The 14,872-nt window shown below is 60.3% G+C and carries 13 protein-coding genes and 1 pseudogene; 6 read left to right on the forward strand and 8 right to left on the reverse strand.

Annotated elements, in window-relative coordinates:
- Window positions 1-8 precede the first annotated feature (8 nt).
- From ACYZT1_RS18630 to ACYZT1_RS18640, 3 genes are read right to left on the reverse strand one after another with little or no spacing between them, the layout of a single operon-like run.
- Window positions 9-215 carry a thioredoxin domain-containing protein gene (locus tag ACYZT1_RS18630; RefSeq protein ID WP_462016127.1) on the reverse strand — a complete coding sequence of 69 codons (207 nt, stop codon included), beginning with the start codon at window positions 213-215 and terminating at the stop codon, window positions 9-11.
- Between the two features lie 50 nt (window positions 216-265).
- Window positions 266-1,117, reverse strand: a complete 852-nt coding sequence (locus ACYZT1_RS18635; RefSeq protein WP_462016128.1) for an alpha/beta hydrolase — start codon at window positions 1,115-1,117, stop codon at window positions 266-268.
- Window positions 1,114-1,920 carry an alpha/beta fold hydrolase gene (locus ACYZT1_RS18640; protein WP_462016129.1) on the reverse strand — a complete coding sequence of 269 codons (807 nt, stop codon included), beginning with the start codon at window positions 1,918-1,920 and terminating at the stop codon, window positions 1,114-1,116. Before ACYZT1_RS18640 ends, ACYZT1_RS18635 begins: the two co-directional genes overlap by 4 nt.
- Before the next feature lie 240 nt (window positions 1,921-2,160).
- Here ACYZT1_RS18640 and ACYZT1_RS18645 point away from each other — a divergent pair.
- A pseudogene (locus ACYZT1_RS18645) lies at window positions 2,161-3,218 on the forward strand (IS110 family RNA-guided transposase).
- A gap of 300 nt (window positions 3,219-3,518) precedes the next feature.
- Here the strand turns inward: ACYZT1_RS18645 and ACYZT1_RS18650 are convergent.
- The 5 genes from ACYZT1_RS18650 to ACYZT1_RS18670 all read right to left on the reverse strand — a co-directional run bounded on the left by ACYZT1_RS18650 (window position 3,519) and on the right by ACYZT1_RS18670 (window position 7,639).
- Window positions 3,519-3,962, reverse strand: a complete 444-nt coding sequence (locus ACYZT1_RS18650) for a hotdog fold thioesterase (RefSeq protein ID WP_223545484.1) — start codon at window positions 3,960-3,962, stop codon at window positions 3,519-3,521.
- A 32-nt stretch (window positions 3,963-3,994) separates the two neighbouring features.
- A complete protein-coding gene (locus tag ACYZT1_RS18655; RefSeq protein WP_462016130.1) occupies window positions 3,995-5,662 on the reverse strand; it encodes an AMP-binding protein in 1,668 nt (555 codons plus the stop codon).
- A 119-nt stretch (window positions 5,663-5,781) separates the two neighbouring features.
- Window positions 5,782-6,237 carry a phosphohistidine phosphatase SixA gene (gene sixA, locus ACYZT1_RS18660; protein WP_462016131.1) on the reverse strand — a complete coding sequence of 152 codons (456 nt, stop codon included), beginning with the start codon at window positions 6,235-6,237 and terminating at the stop codon, window positions 5,782-5,784.
- Window positions 6,234-6,581: a DUF4389 domain-containing protein gene (locus ACYZT1_RS18665; RefSeq protein ID WP_462016132.1), complete on the reverse strand. Its 348-nt coding sequence runs from the start codon at window positions 6,579-6,581 to the stop codon at window positions 6,234-6,236. Before ACYZT1_RS18665 ends, sixA begins: the two co-directional genes overlap by 4 nt.
- Window positions 6,582-6,613: 32 nt before the next feature.
- A complete protein-coding gene (locus ACYZT1_RS18670; RefSeq protein WP_462016133.1) occupies window positions 6,614-7,639 on the reverse strand; it encodes an NAD(P)H-dependent glycerol-3-phosphate dehydrogenase in 1,026 nt (341 codons plus the stop codon).
- Window positions 7,640-7,835: 196 nt separating this feature from the next.
- Here ACYZT1_RS18670 and ACYZT1_RS18675 point away from each other — a divergent pair, with 196 nt between their 5' ends.
- The 5 genes from ACYZT1_RS18675 (at window position 7,836) to fabB (ending at window position 14,786) form a co-directional block, all read left to right on the forward strand.
- On the forward strand, window positions 7,836-9,959 hold the full coding sequence (locus ACYZT1_RS18675) for a TonB-dependent receptor plug domain-containing protein (RefSeq protein WP_462016134.1): 2,124 nt from the start codon (window positions 7,836-7,838) through the stop codon (window positions 9,957-9,959).
- Window position 9,960: 1 nt separating this feature from the next.
- Window positions 9,961-10,893 carry an ABC transporter substrate-binding protein gene (locus ACYZT1_RS18680; protein ID WP_462016135.1) on the forward strand — a complete coding sequence of 311 codons (933 nt, stop codon included), beginning with the start codon at window positions 9,961-9,963 and terminating at the stop codon, window positions 10,891-10,893.
- Window positions 10,890-12,791 (forward strand): ATP-binding protein, encoded by a 1,902-nt coding sequence (locus ACYZT1_RS18685; RefSeq protein ID WP_462016136.1) that lies wholly within the window; start codon window positions 10,890-10,892, stop codon window positions 12,789-12,791. The genes ACYZT1_RS18680 and ACYZT1_RS18685 overlap by 4 nt, the downstream gene beginning before the upstream one ends.
- Window positions 12,792-13,038: 247 nt before the next feature.
- The gene (gene fabA / locus ACYZT1_RS18690; protein WP_017127984.1) at window positions 13,039-13,554 is read left to right on the forward strand and encodes a 3-hydroxyacyl-[acyl-carrier-protein] dehydratase FabA; all 516 of its coding nucleotides are present in this window, start codon (window positions 13,039-13,041) and stop codon (window positions 13,552-13,554) included.
- 11 nt (window positions 13,555-13,565) lie between these two features.
- Window positions 13,566-14,786, forward strand: a complete 1,221-nt coding sequence (fabB, locus tag ACYZT1_RS18695; protein ID WP_462016137.1) for a beta-ketoacyl-ACP synthase I — start codon at window positions 13,566-13,568, stop codon at window positions 14,784-14,786.
- Window positions 14,787-14,872: the final 86 nt, after the last annotated feature.

A 14,872-nucleotide genomic window follows, 5' to 3' on the forward strand; every position in this document is an offset into this window, starting at 1 on the left:
GGGCAGGTTCATCGGATCAGCATGGCCTGGGCACCTTGGATGACGCTGGTGTCATCGATGCGGTTCGGTATCAGCCCTCGCTGCACCGTCTTGAAATACCTGTGTTCCTTGTTGTCGACACTTAAGGCAAGCCCCGTGCAGGGCAGGCTGAGTTTCTCGAGCACGATAGAGACCTTGTGGCCATTCGGGGTCGCAGCGGTGTAGAGATCTATCATGGTTGTCTCCCATTTCAACCTGCCCAGCCTCGACAGTTGCCTCGCTCAAGTCAAGGAACGGCGAAAAAGCGATTGAAACAGTCTGCGACAAGCTTGGCACCGGGGTCATCATTCAGGTGCAGATGATGGCCGCCTGGCAGTTGTTCCCGGGTGAAGGGAAGCCGGTCGAGCAACTCGGGATGTTTGGCCAGCATGCCATCTGCAGCGACAACAAGGGTCGCCGGGCAACTCACACGTCCTGCGAACGCCATCGCCTGCTCGGTGGTAAGACGCAGTGGCGAAGGCAGCGTCAGGCGGTTGTCGGTGCGCCAGGTGTAACCGCCCGGCACCGGCGCAAGTCCCCGCTGGGCCAGCAGCTCGGCCGCTTCGCGACTGACTGCCACCAAGCCTTTCATGCGTGCTTCGATGGCGCGGTCCAGTGTGGCGTAGACCGGCTTGCGCTTCTCACGCAGGTCCAGTTGTGCTTGCAGGGCCATCCCCATGCGTTCGGCAGCATTTTCGCTTTTGTCTGTAGGAGGAATGACGCCGTCGATCAACGCAAGATGAGTGACGCGTTCGGGCAACGAGCCGGCAATAATCAACGAAACGATGGCGCCCATGGAGTGCCCCATCAATGCAAAACGCTGCAGGCCCAGCTGTTCTGCAACCTGCAGTATGTCGTGGGCGTAGTCCCACATCGCATAACCGGCCCCGGTCGGTCGATGCCCGGAATGGCCGTGACCCGCCATGTCCAGCGCAATAATCCGTAGCCCCTCTAGCTTGGGCGCCAATCGGGCAAAGCTGTTGGCGTTGTCCAGCCACCCATGCAGGGCGATCACCGGCAAACCGTCCTCGGGACCCGACAGGTGTGCTGCCAACTCGATGTGCGGCAGGTTCAAACGGACTTCTTCCACGCCGTTCATGCGCAATCCTGCTCGCGGCGCGCGTCCCAGCGATTGAACAGGTTTTTCAGCAAGGTCGCGGTTTCATGCGGACGTTCGAGAGGAAACATGTGCCCACCGGGCATGGTCAGGGATTCACCCAGCGGCATACGGCCAACGGCGCTGGTGTGATGGCGCATCACAACGCGGCTTTTATGCCCGCGCACCACTGCGAGTGGCACCTTCAGCTGGCGTGCGCGGCCGGGACTGGTATGCGGCACGCCCCGGTAGATGCTGATTTCCGTAGCCGGGTCGAAGCGCAGCCGCAGGGTGTCGCCGACCCTGTGCAAACCGTGTTGCAGATAGGCATCGAAACAGTCCGGATCAAAACCACGAAACAACGTTTTGCCGGCGAAATACGCTCGGGCGGATTCCATATCAGTGAATTCTTCACGACGACCCAAGGTACGACCGGCCGGCGTCAGGCGATCAATAAAACCGAAGCGCTTGGCCGCGCGGATCACCCATTGATCGGTGCGGGTAAGCACCGGTGAATCGAGCATCACCACGCCGCGATACAGCTGCGGACAGCGCAGTGCCGCATGCAGATGCAGCACGCCGCCGAGGGAATGGCCGACACCCCAGACCGGCTGTGCTTGCCGCTCAAGATGATGAATCAGCTCGTCCACCAGATTGTGCCAGTTGTCGTCTGCCGGGAAGCGCGGGTCGTGAGCATGCTGCTCCAGATGCGTCACCTGATACTCGGGCGCCAGCGCCGCAAACAGCTTGCCGTAGGTTCCGGAGGGAAATCCATTGGCGTGGGCGAAAAATATCTGCTGCGACATACCGGCCATTCCCTTCACGAAACAAAGCTTGATTGTCCGCATGGCCGGCGCGCGACGCAATGACCGTAACTGCCAGGAATGATGACAGCCCGGTCAGAGTGATAACAACCTTGTAATTGGATGGACTCGCCCAAGCCGAGGCGTCAATGCGCCACGGTGGCAGTCTAAACAGCCAACGACAGCGAGGGCGAGTCCATGAAAAAGCATACTTCGATTGATCAATCCCTGTCTTCTTCCGATTTGTCGGCCTGCACAACCGTGGCGGTCGATCTGGCCAAGCAGGTTTTTAGGTCGCCGGTGAAGATGTCCTCGGCCAGGTGCGCTACGAGCAGCGGATCAAGTCGCGCGAGGCGTTTTATGAGTTTCTCCAACAGTTGCCGCCTCATGTCGTGGTTTTGATGGAGACCGGTCCGGGTGCTCAAGCCTGGGCCCGGCAGCTGCAAGACAAAGGCAATCTGGCGCGCATTCTTCCAGCCAATTTGGTGGCCACACACCGCAGCGGGCCTAAAAACGATCGCAACGATGCGCTGGCAATTCTGCGGGCTGGACGCGATGAAAAAATCTGCGCAGTACCGGTCAAAAGCGTTGCGGCGCTGGCAATGCAGGCGTTGCATCGTGCTCGTCAGGGTTATGTACGTCGACGTACGGCAGTAAGTAATCAGATGCGCGGTTTGCTACTCGAGCACGGCGTGGCCTTGGCGCAGGGCGATGTTGCGATCAGCCAGAAAATTCCGCGGGTACTGGAAGATGCGACCCAGCCGCTGCCGAGCCTGCTGCGCGAACTGATCGACGAACTGTTGGCCGAATGGCGCCATTTGGGCGAGCGCATCAGCGTGTTGACGGGACGCCTGGAAGTGGCTGCCAACGCCGACATAACGGCGAAGCGATTGATGACTGTGCGCGGCATCGGCCCAGTCACTGCCACGGCACTGGTGGCCAAGGAAACCAAGCCTGAGCGGTTTCCCAATGCCCGCAAGTTTGCCGCGTACTTTGGCATGGTGCCTGACCAGCACAGCAGCGGGCAGACGGTGCGGCTGGGTGACATGACCAAGCGAGGTGATGTGTATTTACGCAGCCTGATGATCCAGGGAGCCCATTCGGTGCTGCAACAGCTACGACCTGATTCCCAGCAACCCGATGACCGCCGCTTGTTGCGCTGGATGAGCCGGCTGGGCCGTAAGGAGGCGGCGATCAGGTTAGCCAACCGCAACCTGCGAATCGTCTGGGTGCTTCTACAGAATGACCAGACTTATCGTCGCCACACGGGTGATGGCCAGCGAGCGACGATGAGCCACTGAGCGACAGAGTTCTGCCACCGAGGTACTGACTGTCCGACCCTTTGCTGAAAAAAATTGACCCCAGGTAAGACCGGCGTGGATTGATGCCTAAGCTGCTACTGGCCTTCGAGGCCTGACTGTAATCGGCATACCACGAGCTTTTCCAATTTTGGCCAGAAGCCGAAGACGGCTTCCACGAATAGGCCTAATACATAGATGCAACGGGGCGACAGTTTTTCAAAAGCGGGTAGACAGTGGGGGCGAGTCCATACATAGCAGCTGCCGCAGGCTGCGTTCGACCGAGGCTACAGGGAGCGTCAATCAGCGAGCGGGCGGATTCTCCCCCAACGGCACCACCGCCATGGTCAACCGCGACACGCAACTGGCCTTGCCTTCATCACTGGTCAGGCGAATGTCCCAGACGTGCGTCGTGCGCCCGATGTGGATTGGCTTGGCCACGGCCGTCACCCGCCCACTGCGCAGCCCTCGCAGGTGGTTGGCGTTGATCTCCAGACCGACGCAATAAAACTTGCTGGCATCGATGCACAGATAACTGGCCATCGAACCGACCGATTCGGCCAGCACTACCGAAGCCCCGCCGTGCAGCAGGCCGTAAGGCTGATGAGTGCGATGGTCGATGACCATGCTCGCGGTCAGGGACTCGTCATCGAAGGCTTCGAAGCGGATATCCAGCACTTCGCCAATGGTATTTTTCTGGATCGCGTTCAACTGTTCAATGTTCGGAGTGGTACGCCACAGACTCATTGCCGACATCCTTTGTTGGTTTTATGGATGACTCAATCCTGCCACAGCACGGCCTCATTGCGCTCGCTCCATTCTTGGAACCGGGCGCCGTAAGCCGCTTCGATCACGTTGCGCTTGATCTTCAGGGTTGGCGTCAGAAAGCCGTTTTCCACGGCCCAGCTGTCTTTGACCACGATCAGCCGACGCAGACGCTCATGTTTGTCGAGCGCGCCGTTGACCTCCTCCAAAAGTTTTTCCAGGCTCGAGTGCAGCCCCGCGCGGGCCGTGCCGGCCGCGTCCTGCTGACCGACCGCCGAGAGCACGCACAAGCCCAACGGCGCGCTTAAACCGTCGCCGACCACACAGACTTGCTCGATCCGTGAATGCACCGCCAGGCGATTTTCAATCGGCGCCGGGGCGACGTATTTGCCTTTGCTGGTCTTGAAGATTTCCTTCAACCGGCCGGTGAGGCGCAGATAGCCTTCGGCATCCTGTTCGCCTTTGTCGCCGGTGCGCAGGAAGCCGTCTGCGGTAATCGTGTCGGCGGTTTTTTCGGGCTCCTTGAAGTAGCCGAGCATGGTCGCGCCACTGCGCACCATGACCTCGCCCGAATGGTCGATGCGCACGTCCACGTCCGGACACGGTTTGCCGATCCAGCCAGGTTTATGCTCGCCAGGCCGACCAATATGAGAATACCCGCAGCTCTCGGTCATGCCATATACCTCGAGCACATCCAGCCCGAGCTTGCGATACCACAGCAGCAGGGTCTGCGGGACCGGCGCAGCACCGGACAGGGCGACGCGCAAGGCATCGAGCCCGAGCCCCGCCAGTACTTTGTGTCCGACCTGCTTGCCGATGAAGGGCAAACCAAGCAGAAAATCAAGACGTTTAGCCGGGATCTTGCTGTACACGCCCATCTGGAATTTGGTCCAGATACGCGGCACGCCGAACAGTGCAGTCGGGCGCGCGCGCTGCAAATCGGTGAGAAAGGTGTCGAGGCTCTCGGCAAAAAATACCGTTTGCCCGGTGTAGACCGATGCCAGCTCGACGAACATCCGCTCAGCGACATGGCACAGCGGCAGGTACGACAGCAATCGGTCCGACTCGTTGAGCCCGAACAGCTGAGTGCCGCGAGTGGTGGCGAATCCCAGATTGCCAAAGCTGTGCATCACGCCTTTGGGAATGCCGGTAGTGCCGGAGGTGTAGATAATCGTTGCCAGCTGTTCGGCGGACGGCTTCGGGTCATCCCGAATCGGAGAATTCGCCTGAAGATCGTCCCAGCTGAAATCGAACGCACCGGACGGGTGCAATGGCAGGCTGATGGTCGTCAGCTGCGGGCTGACTCCGCAGGACATGCCAGGCCAATTGTCCAGCTTGCCAATGAAAGCCAGCGCAGCCTCGGAATGTTCGAGCACTTGCGCGACGGATTCAGCCGTGAGGTTTGGGTACAGCGGCACCGACACGTGCCCGGCCATCCAGATCGCCAGGTCGGCGATGATCCAGTGTGCGCAATTTTTCGAGATCAGGGCGATGTGGCTGCCTAGCGGCAATTCCCGCGCACGCAACCAGTGGGCGGCGCAGCGAGCCTGATGGCCGACGTCCGCCCAAGTGAGCGTCTCTACCTGGCCGCCGCCGATGGGCTGCACCAGATAACGCTGGCGCGGATGACGGGCCTCACGCTCGTAAAACACGTCCAGCGGCAGGCGAAAAGCGGCAGACATACGACTCGCTCCTGTTTTTGGGGTCTGGAGCAAGCGTAGTCAACCAAGCGGTTGCTTGGTTGACTATTTCAAACAAAATCCCACCACGCCACGAAGCCTGTGGGACCCGGTTTCTTCAGTCAACCAGGGTGTTTGATGCTGTTGAGCTTCATTGCGCCCGCCAGCGGCAGGTCGCCTTCAAGCTCCGCGAGACCCGCAGTCTTCACCGATTCCGGGTCTTGTACGTGACCGTGCTGCAGGTAACCGAGCAAATTTCCCACCAACGGGTTATGGCTGACCAGCAATGCGTAATCCACCGAAATCAACTGTTCGGCCACTGACTGCGGGCGATAGTCCGGGGTCAACCATTCGACAGTACGGATCTCGGGAGCGAACCCCAGCGCCTCTTTGACAATATCTGCTGTCTGCTGAGCGCGCAGGAACGGGCTGGCGTAGATCGCCGTGATTGGCTGCCCGACCAGCTCGGCGGCAATGCGCAACACCTCTTCACGACCATGCGCCGTCAACGCCCGTACGGAATCGGGGCGTGTGCCGTGAGGTTCGGCTTCACCGTGACGCAGTACCCAGAGTTTCATAGTTTCGGCTCCTCATCTCGGGCCGGGTGCGGTGCCGGCGCCACAACGTGCGGTGTTTCACCTTCCGGCGTACGCGGCGTCGGCCAATCGGCGAACGGCCAAGGCTTGTGGTCGCTGTGGAAGCTGCCGAAACGACCGATCTGCGCCAGGAACTGGCTCAGGCTGTCACCGAAATTCATAAGGCTGGCGCTCGGGGCGCCGTATATCAAACGATAGATCAACTGGACCAGCACCACCGCGCCAAGGATGAACTGCGCAACCTGCCAGACCAGCATGTAGACAATCATCCACAACACCCGCAGCAGGATGGACTCGTACCTGGCTTCTGTTTTCGGATCGTTCATGTGAAATTCCTTGTCTGTTTTGAGCAACGTGGTCAGTTGAAACCACTGGTAGAAATAAAGTCGACGTCGGTTTTCGGTTCGCCGCGCATCAACAGACCGATCACTTGATCCAGCGTGCGCCCTTCGAACAGGATCGCGTGCAGTCCGGCGACCAGCGGCATGTACACACCGACTTCCTGGGACTTGGCCTTAAGCACTTTCAAGGTGTTCACCCCTTCGGCGACTTCACCCAGTCGCGTCACCGCCTCTTCAAGGCTCAGGCCCTGACCGAGGGCAAAGCCGACTTGATAATTGCGGCTTTTCGGCGACGAACAGGTCACGATCAAGTCGCCCACGCCCGCCAGGCCGAGGAAGGTCATCGGGTTGGCACCCTGATTGACGGCAAACCGGGTCATTTCCGCCAGAGCACGGGTGATCAGCATGCTCTTGGTGTTCTCGCCCATGCCCAGCGCCACCGCCATGCCGGCGATGATCGCATAGACGTTTTTCAGCGCCCCGCCCAATTCCACGCCGAAGCGATCGGCGCTGGCATACACGCGAAAGGTTTTGCCATGCAATGCTTCCTGAACCCGTTGGCAGAGTTCTTCGTCTTCACTGGCGACCACCGTGGCCGTCAGCGCGTGTTCGGCAATTTCCCGGGCCAGGTTCGGCCCCGACAACACCCCGATGCGCGCTTGCGGGGCGATGTCTTCGAGGATTTGGCTCATCAGTTTGAAGGTGTGAGCTTCGATGCCTTTGGTCAGGCTCACCAGCAACTTGCCACTCAAGCGCTCGGCATGGGGCGCGAGCACCGAACGCAGCGCGCTGGACGGCAATGCGACGAAACACAAATCGCAGCTTTCCAGCGTGGCAAGCAGGTCGGTCACAGGCTCGACCGCCGGCAATATCTTGATGCCCTTGAGGTAACGCGGATTTTCGCGATTGACCCGGATGGCCTCGGCCTGCTCGGGATCACGCATCCACTGTCGGACCTGATGCCCGTTCTCGGCAAGAAGATTGGCCACGGCGGTTCCAAAACTTCCGCCTCCCAGGACTGCAATCGGGCGCTGTTCAGTCATATGCAATCCGTTAATCCATACCAGTGGCGATGCCGGCATTATACGGAGCGTCCCGACGGCGACCACCCCTCTGTACAATCACCGGCTTGTGTATAACGAAGACCAACAAAATCGAGGAAAATGCCGCCTTCGTCACTGGAAAACCGGATAGGCTCGGTTAACATGCGCGCCAATCGTTCGCTTTCAAGGCTGTGTCGTGTCTTTTGCTACTGCGTCCTCCCGTTTGCCGCTGTTTCTGACGCTGATCCTCAGCCCGTCGTTACAGGCCGACGATGTGTTCCTCGACAGCGAGCCGCTGCCGCAAGTGCTGACCGCCACCCGGCTCAAGCAGTCGCCGGCGGCGGTGCCGGGGAGCATGACGGTGATCGACGACGGGCTGATCACCGCCAGCGGCGCCCGCGACATCAGCGAATTGCTGCGCCTGGTGCCGGGCATGATGGTCGGCAACATCAACGGCAATCAGCCTGCCGTGAACTACCACGGCACCAACGCCAGTGAAGCGCGACGCATGCAAGTGCTGATCGATGGCCGCTCGGTGTACCGCGCCGGCCTGGCCACGGTGGACTGGAGCGACATCCCGGTGGCCATGGAAGACATCGAGCGCGTGGAAGTGTTTCGGGGGCCGAATACCGTCAGCTATGGCGCCAATGCGCTGATGGCGGTGGTCAACATCATCACCCGTCGCCCGGCCGACAGCCACGGCACGCGGATGAAAGTGACTCGTGGCCAGCGTGGCATCAATGATTCCCATGCCAGTCAGGGCCTGGGCTGGGATGGCGGCGACGTGCGCCTCTCGCTGTCCGGGCAGGAAGATGACGGTTTCGATTCGGACCGCACCGGCGCGGATTACCGAGACAGTCGCCGCTTGAATCGCTTTAACCTCGCCGTCAGCCAGGCGCTGAACGAGCGGCAAAGCATCGACTGGCAATTGAGCGGCAAGGACGGCGCCAACCAACGGCCGTATACCTACCGCCCGGTGTTCTCGGGGATCACTGCCGCAGGCAACAATTCCGACGTCACGGCCAAGGATTACGCAGGCTCCCTGCGCTGGAACCTCGACCTCAACCCCGACCACAGCCTCTATTTCCAGGGCTCGGCTCAACACTGGGACCGTCAGCAAACCTGGCGCGCCTGCGACGCCGAAGTGTCCTTCAGCCCTGAATTGGCCGAGCTCTGGCAGCTCAATCCGAACTACACCGAACGCCTGGCGCGCAATATCGAGCGCTTCGTCGGTCCCGGCGCGCCGGCAGGCACGATCACCGAGCAAACCCTGGCCAACCAGGCTCTGTGGCAATGGCGCAATGGCGCCAGCCAGACCTTATGCGGCGATATCGACCAGAGCGTGCGGGAGTCGCGCTATGACCTCGAACTGCAGGACACCCTCAGCCTGTCCGACAGCCTGCGTCTGGTCAGCGGTTTGAACTATCGTTACGACCGGGCCGATTCCGAGACCTACTTCAACGGCACGTTCGATGACACCCGCTGGCGAGCATTTGGCCAGATCGAGTGGCGCGCCAGTGAACACTGGTTGCTGCAGGGCGGCGCGATGTTCGAAGACACACAGTTGATCGGCAGTTCGTTGACCCCGCGAGTAGCGGTCAACTACCTGATCAATCCGCGCCACGGATTGCGCGCAGTGTATTCGGAGGCGATCCGTTCGCCGGACATGTTCGAGAACAACGTTAACTGGAGCTATCGGGTGACCCATCTGAGGCCCCGTGCCTACGGCCAGAGCAGCGCGCGTTATTTCGTCAGGACCCGTGGCCCTGGCGATCTCGATCAGGAACACATGCGCTCCCGCGAATTGGGTTACAACGGTTACTTCGCCGGGCCAGGGCTGGCGGTGGACGTGAAGGTATTCCATGACGAAATCACCGGCATGATCAGCGAGCCGCTGCGCAATAATCAGTACATCGCCAGTAACGCCAACAGCTCGCGCTTCAATGGCGCGGAGACCCAACTCGACTGGCGCCTCAACCGCGCCGACCGACTTCGCCTGACCTACGCCTATGTCGATGCAGAGGCGAGCAATCCGCTGGATGCACAACAGACCGCGCGCAACAGCGGTTCTGCCGGATGGCTGCGTGACTGGGGCCACGGCTGGAACAGCGCACTCTTCTATTATGGCGACGATGCGCTCAACGGTTATCGCTTCGAGCGGGTCGATACGCGCCTCGCCAAACACCTGCAGTTGGGCCACGCCCATCTGGAACTGGCCGGCGTACTTCAGCAGCGCCTGGACCGCCAGCCCACGACCTTCATCGATAATCGCTACGACGAGCGACGAGTGATTTACTTCAGCGCGGAGCTGGCGTTCTAGGATGACCCAACCTCAGTCACGGATGACGCCAATCCTTGGCCGCCTGCTGGCAGTGGTGTGCCTGTCGTTTGCCGGCCTGCTGGGCAGTGCGACTGCCCAGGCGGCAGACATTCTGATGACCGGCACCGAGGACAGCCCCGGCATGCATGCCTTCGCCTCGGCACTGGCTGAGTTGCGCCCGGCGGACACGGTACGCTTCCAGCCTTTGGCCAGCCTGCCTGCCCCCGGCGAATTGCCCAACGCCACCCGATTGATTCTGCTGGACCCGCCCAGCCTCGACTGGCGCCTGCAGGACGTCAAGGGCCCGCCCACTCTGGTGCTGCGCATCAGTCGTCTGCAAGCTCGCCAGCGCCTGGGTTCGGCTTTGCCGCCGCGCTTGAGTCTGCTCTGGAGCGACCCGCCGCTTGAGCGGCAACTGCGCCTGTCGCGAATCCTCCTGCCGGAGGCCAAGCGCATCGGTGTGCTTTACGAGGATCACAGCGAGTTTCTCCTCAAGGAGCTGCGCCAGGCTGCTCAGCCTCTGGGCCTGGAGATTGTCAGCGAACGCTGGGACGCCACCCGTGACAGCCGACCACTGCAAAACCTGCTGAAAAACAGCGACGTGCTGCTGGGCCTCGACGATCCCGACCTGTACAACCCGAAAACCGCGAAGAACCTGCTGCTCAGCAGCTATGCGCGACAAACGGCCCTGATTGGCCCCAACGCCGCGTTCGTCAAGGCCGGCAGCCTGGCCAGTACCTACAGCGATCAAAGCGATTGGCTGGCGATCCTCGACACCTTGCTCGACCGGCCTGCCGCGAGTTGGCCGCGCACCTACTACCCGCACCGCTTCAAGGTTGCAACCAACCCGCAAGTCGCTCGTTCATTAGGTATGGAACAGATGAATGAAGCATCTGTCGCATCACTGTTGGCCGAAGGAGAACGCCGCCCATGACCTTCCGTCGTTGCTGGGACATCAGCACCCGCACCCAGATCATCAGCCTCGGCCCGGCCCTGTTGGTCACACTGTTGTTGATCAGTTTTTTCACCTTCGTGCGAATTCAGGACCTGCGTCAGGAGCTCAACCACACCGGCCAGCTGATCGCGAATCAGTTGGCCCCGGCGACGGAATACGGAGTGATTTCGGGTAACAACGACGTGCTGGAAAGTTTGCTCAAGGCCACACTCGCCACGCCCAATGTGCGATTCCTTGAGGTTCAGGACAGCGCCGACCGGATTCTGGTGTACGTCGAGCACCCCTCGGAAAGCCACTCGCGCTCACGACAGGTCGAAGTGTTTCAGGCGCCGGTCCGGTTGCAGCGCATCGCACTCAATAATGATTTTTTCCAGAACACCAAAGCCGCCGGTACAGCGCCCGTCGAAGATTATCTGGGCCGGGTGATTGTCGGTCTGTCGAGCGATGCATTCAGCAAACGTCAGCAGGAAATCCTCCTCAAGGCCGCCGTGCTCGCGTTGTGCGCATTGCTGTTCACCTTTCTCATTGCGCGGCGTCTGGCCAGCAGCCTGTCGAAGCCGATCCGCGACATTGGCGACGCGGTCAAGGCGATTCAACTGGGCGATTACAAAACGCCGCTGCCGATCGTTGACGATGCCGAACTCGGTGCATTGTCGCAGCACATCAATAACCTCGCCCGCGGCCTTGAGCAGGCCAGCCGTGAACAGCATCAGGCAATGGCGCAATTGATCCAGACCCGCGAAGAAGCGGAGAAGGCCAACAACGCCAAATCCGAATTCCTGGCGATGATGAGCCATGAGCTACGCACGCCGATGAATGGCGTGCTGGGCATGCTGCAATTGCTCGAAACCACCGAGATGACCGAAGAACAGGCCGAGTATGCGGCGCTGGCCTCGGAATCCACGGAACACCTGCTCAAGGTGATCAACGACATTCTCGACTTCTCGCGCATCGAGCGTTCTGAACTGGAGCTTGAGCACATCCCGTTCAATCTCGTGGACCTGATCAGCAGTTGCGCGCAGTCGTTTCAGCACAGTGCCGCGCAGCGCGGGCTTGACCTGGCACTATCGATCCCACAGGACATGTGCGCGTTGCAGGTACAAGGGGATCCGACGCGGATCCGGCAAATTCTGGTCAACCTGGTGGGCAACGCGCTGAAGTTCACCGAGCAAGGCCGCGTCAGCATCGAATCGCAGTGGCAAGCGCTGGATCATGAATTGTTGTGGTTCACCTGCACCGTGCGCGACAGCGGCATCGGCATCCCGGCCGAGAGCCTGGAGCTGATGTTCGACGCGTTCCAGCAAGCCGACAGTTCGATTTCGCGACGATATGGTGGCACTGGCCTTGGGCTGCCGATCGCCCGAACGCTGGCCGAACGCATGGGCGGCACATTGCGCGCGCAGAGCGAAGAAGGCCGCGGCTCGGTGTTCACACTGGAAATACCGCTGGCGCTTTCGAAACAGATGCCCAAGGTGAGCGTTCCACGCATTCCCTCGGCAAACGGCGATGGTGCTGGACGAAATGTGTTGTTGGTGGAAGATAACCCCGTCAACCAGACCGTCATCGAGGCAATGTTGCGCAGTCTGGGCTTTACTGTGAGCGTGGCAACCGATGGCGCTCAGGCTGTACGCAGTGCCGAAAGCCTTATTTTTGAAGCGATTCTGATGGACTGTCGACTGCCGATCATTGATGGCTACGAAGCTACCCGCCAGATCCGTCAATTGCCCGGATGCACAGACGTGCCGATCATCGCCCTGACCGCCAACGCCTTGCAGGGCGACCGCGAAGCCTGTTTATCAGCGGGAATGAACGATTACCTGGCGAAGCCGTTCAAAAGGGCCGATCTGCAGCAGATTCTGCAGCGATGGGTGCAGTAGCACTGGCCTTTCGACCATCTGCGGCTGGCATGAAAAGCGAAAGTGCGGCAGTCTTAGGCACCCGAACGGGCCCGAAATCGGGCTCAAATAATAATTTCAGTGCACAAGTGTACATTCATGTCCTTGGCGCTGTGACTTTCACCACAACGCAATAGTCTATGAGTAGGCTGCCGACTCGAGGCATGAACGCTTCGAACGGTCGGGAAGATTTGCCCCACCTGCCGCATGGGACTATTGAGGAGCTCGCATGACCAAACAAAACGCCTTTACTCGGGAAGATCTGCTGCGCTGCAGTCGCGGCGAGCTGTTCGGTCCGGGTAACGCGCAACTGCCCGCCCCGAACATGCTGATGGTGGATCGCATCACCCATATCAGCGAAGAAGGCGGCAAGTACGGCAAAGGTGAGTTGGTCGCCGAACTGGATATCACTCCGGACCTGTGGTTTTTCGCCTGTCACTTCGAAGGTGATCCGGTGATGCCGGGCTGCCTTGGCCTGGATGCCATGTGGCAACTGGTCGGCTTTTTTCTGGGCTGGCAAGGCCTGCCGGGCCGCGGCCGTGCGCTGGGTTCGGGCGAAGTGAAGTTCTTTGGTCAGGTCCTGCCGACCGCGAAGAAAGTTACGTATAACATTCAGATCAAGCGCGTCCTCAAAGGCAAGCTGAACCTCGCTATTGCTGACGGTTCGGTGACGGTTGACGGTCGCGAGATCTACACCGCCGAAGGCCTCCGGGTCGGCGTTTTCACCTCCACTGACAACTTCTAAGGGTTATCCGCATGCGCCGCGTCGTTATCACTGGTCTGGGCATCGTTTCGTGCCTGGGCAATGACAAAGAGACCGTCTCCGCTAACCTGCGTGCAAGTCGCCCTGGCATCCGGTTCAACCCGGAATATGCTGAAATGGGTCTGCGTAGCCAGGTTTCCGGCTCCATCGACCTTCCTCTTGAAGAGCTGATCGATCGCAAGATCTATCGCTTCGTCGGTCACGCGGCGGCTTACGCCTACCTGGCCATGAAAGACGCCATCACTGACTCCGGTCTGACCGATGAACAAGTCTCCAACCCGCGCACCGGCCTGATTGCCGGGTCCGGTGGTGCTTCCACGCTGAACCAGATGGAAGCGCTGGACATCCTGCGCGAGAAAGGCGTCAAGCGCGTCGGCCCATACCGCGTTACGCGGACCATGAGCAGCACCGTTTCCGCTTGCCTGGCCACCCCGTTCAAGATCAAGGGCCTGAACTACTCCATCGCTTCTGCCTGCGCCACCAGTGCTCACTGCATCGGTACCGCCATGGAACAGATCCAGATGGGCAAGCAGGACATCGTGTTCGCCGGCGGCGGTGAAGAAGAGCATTGGAGCCAGTCGTTCCTGTTCGACGCCATGGGCGCACTGTCGAGCCAGTACAACGAGACCCCGGAAAAAGCGTCCCGTGCCTACGACGCCAAACGTGACGGTTTTGTCATCGCTGGCGGTGGCGGCATGGTCGTGGTTGAAGAGCTGGAACATGCCCTGGCCCGCGGCGCGAAAATCTACGCAGAGATCGTTGGCTACGGCGCGACCTCCGACGGCTACGACATGGTCGCCCCAAGCGGCGAAGGCGCCATCCGCTGCATGCAGATGGCCATGTCCACCGTCGACGCACCAATCGACTACCTCAACACCCACGGCACCTCGACCCCGGTCGGCGACGTCGCGGAAATGAAAGGTGTTCGTGAATTGTTCGGCGACAAGGCTCCGGCGATCAGCTCCACCAAGAGCCTGTCGGGTCACTCCCTGGGCGCTGCTGGCGTTCACGAAGCGATCTACTGCATGCTGATGATGGAAGGCAACTTCATGGCAGGTTCCGCCAACATCGACGAGCTGGACCCGGAAGTGGCTGACATGCCGATCCTGACCAAAACGCGCGAAGACGCCACCATCAACACCGTGATGAGCAACAGCTTCGGTTTCGGTGGCACTAACGCCACGCTGGTCCTGAAGCGCTGGTCGGGCAAGTAATACCGCCCCGCCGAACAAAAAAACGCCCCGACTGGTTCGGGGCGTTTTTTTGCCTTGGTTTATGACGTCACCACACCGCCCTGCAG

This window comes from Pseudomonas sp. PB3P13 (assembly GCF_054897735.1).

Bases quoted from the DNA above. Each gene is read 5' to 3' on its own strand.
- ACYZT1_RS18630 (WP_462016127.1), bottom strand. From the start codon at position 215: ATGATAGATCTCTACACCGCTGCGACCCCGAATGGCCACAAGGTCTCT.
- ACYZT1_RS18635 (WP_462016128.1), bottom strand. From the start codon at position 1,117: ATGAACGGCGTGGAAGAAGTCCGTTTGAACCTGCCGCACATCGAGTTG.
- ACYZT1_RS18640 (WP_462016129.1), bottom strand. From the start codon at position 1,920: ATGTCGCAGCAGATATTTTTCGCCCACGCCAATGGATTTCCCTCCGGA.
- ACYZT1_RS18650 (WP_223545484.1), bottom strand. From the start codon at position 3,962: ATGAGTCTGTGGCGTACCACTCCGAACATTGAACAGTTGAACGCGATC.
- ACYZT1_RS18655 (WP_462016130.1), bottom strand. From the start codon at position 5,662: ATGTCTGCCGCTTTTCGCCTGCCGCTGGACGTGTTTTACGAGCGTGAG.
- sixA (WP_462016131.1), bottom strand. From the start codon at position 6,237: ATGAAACTCTGGGTACTGCGTCACGGTGAAGCCGAACCTCACGGCACA.
- ACYZT1_RS18665 (WP_462016132.1), bottom strand. From the start codon at position 6,581: ATGAACGATCCGAAAACAGAAGCCAGGTACGAGTCCATCCTGCTGCGG.
- ACYZT1_RS18670 (WP_462016133.1), bottom strand. From the start codon at position 7,639: ATGACTGAACAGCGCCCGATTGCAGTCCTGGGAGGCGGAAGTTTTGGA.
- ACYZT1_RS18680 (WP_462016135.1), top strand. From the start codon at position 9,961: ATGACCCAACCTCAGTCACGGATGACGCCAATCCTTGGCCGCCTGCTG.
- ACYZT1_RS18685 (WP_462016136.1), top strand. From the start codon at position 10,890: ATGACCTTCCGTCGTTGCTGGGACATCAGCACCCGCACCCAGATCATC.
- fabA (WP_017127984.1), top strand. From the start codon at position 13,039: ATGACCAAACAAAACGCCTTTACTCGGGAAGATCTGCTGCGCTGCAGT.
- fabB (WP_462016137.1), top strand. From the start codon at position 13,566: ATGCGCCGCGTCGTTATCACTGGTCTGGGCATCGTTTCGTGCCTGGGC.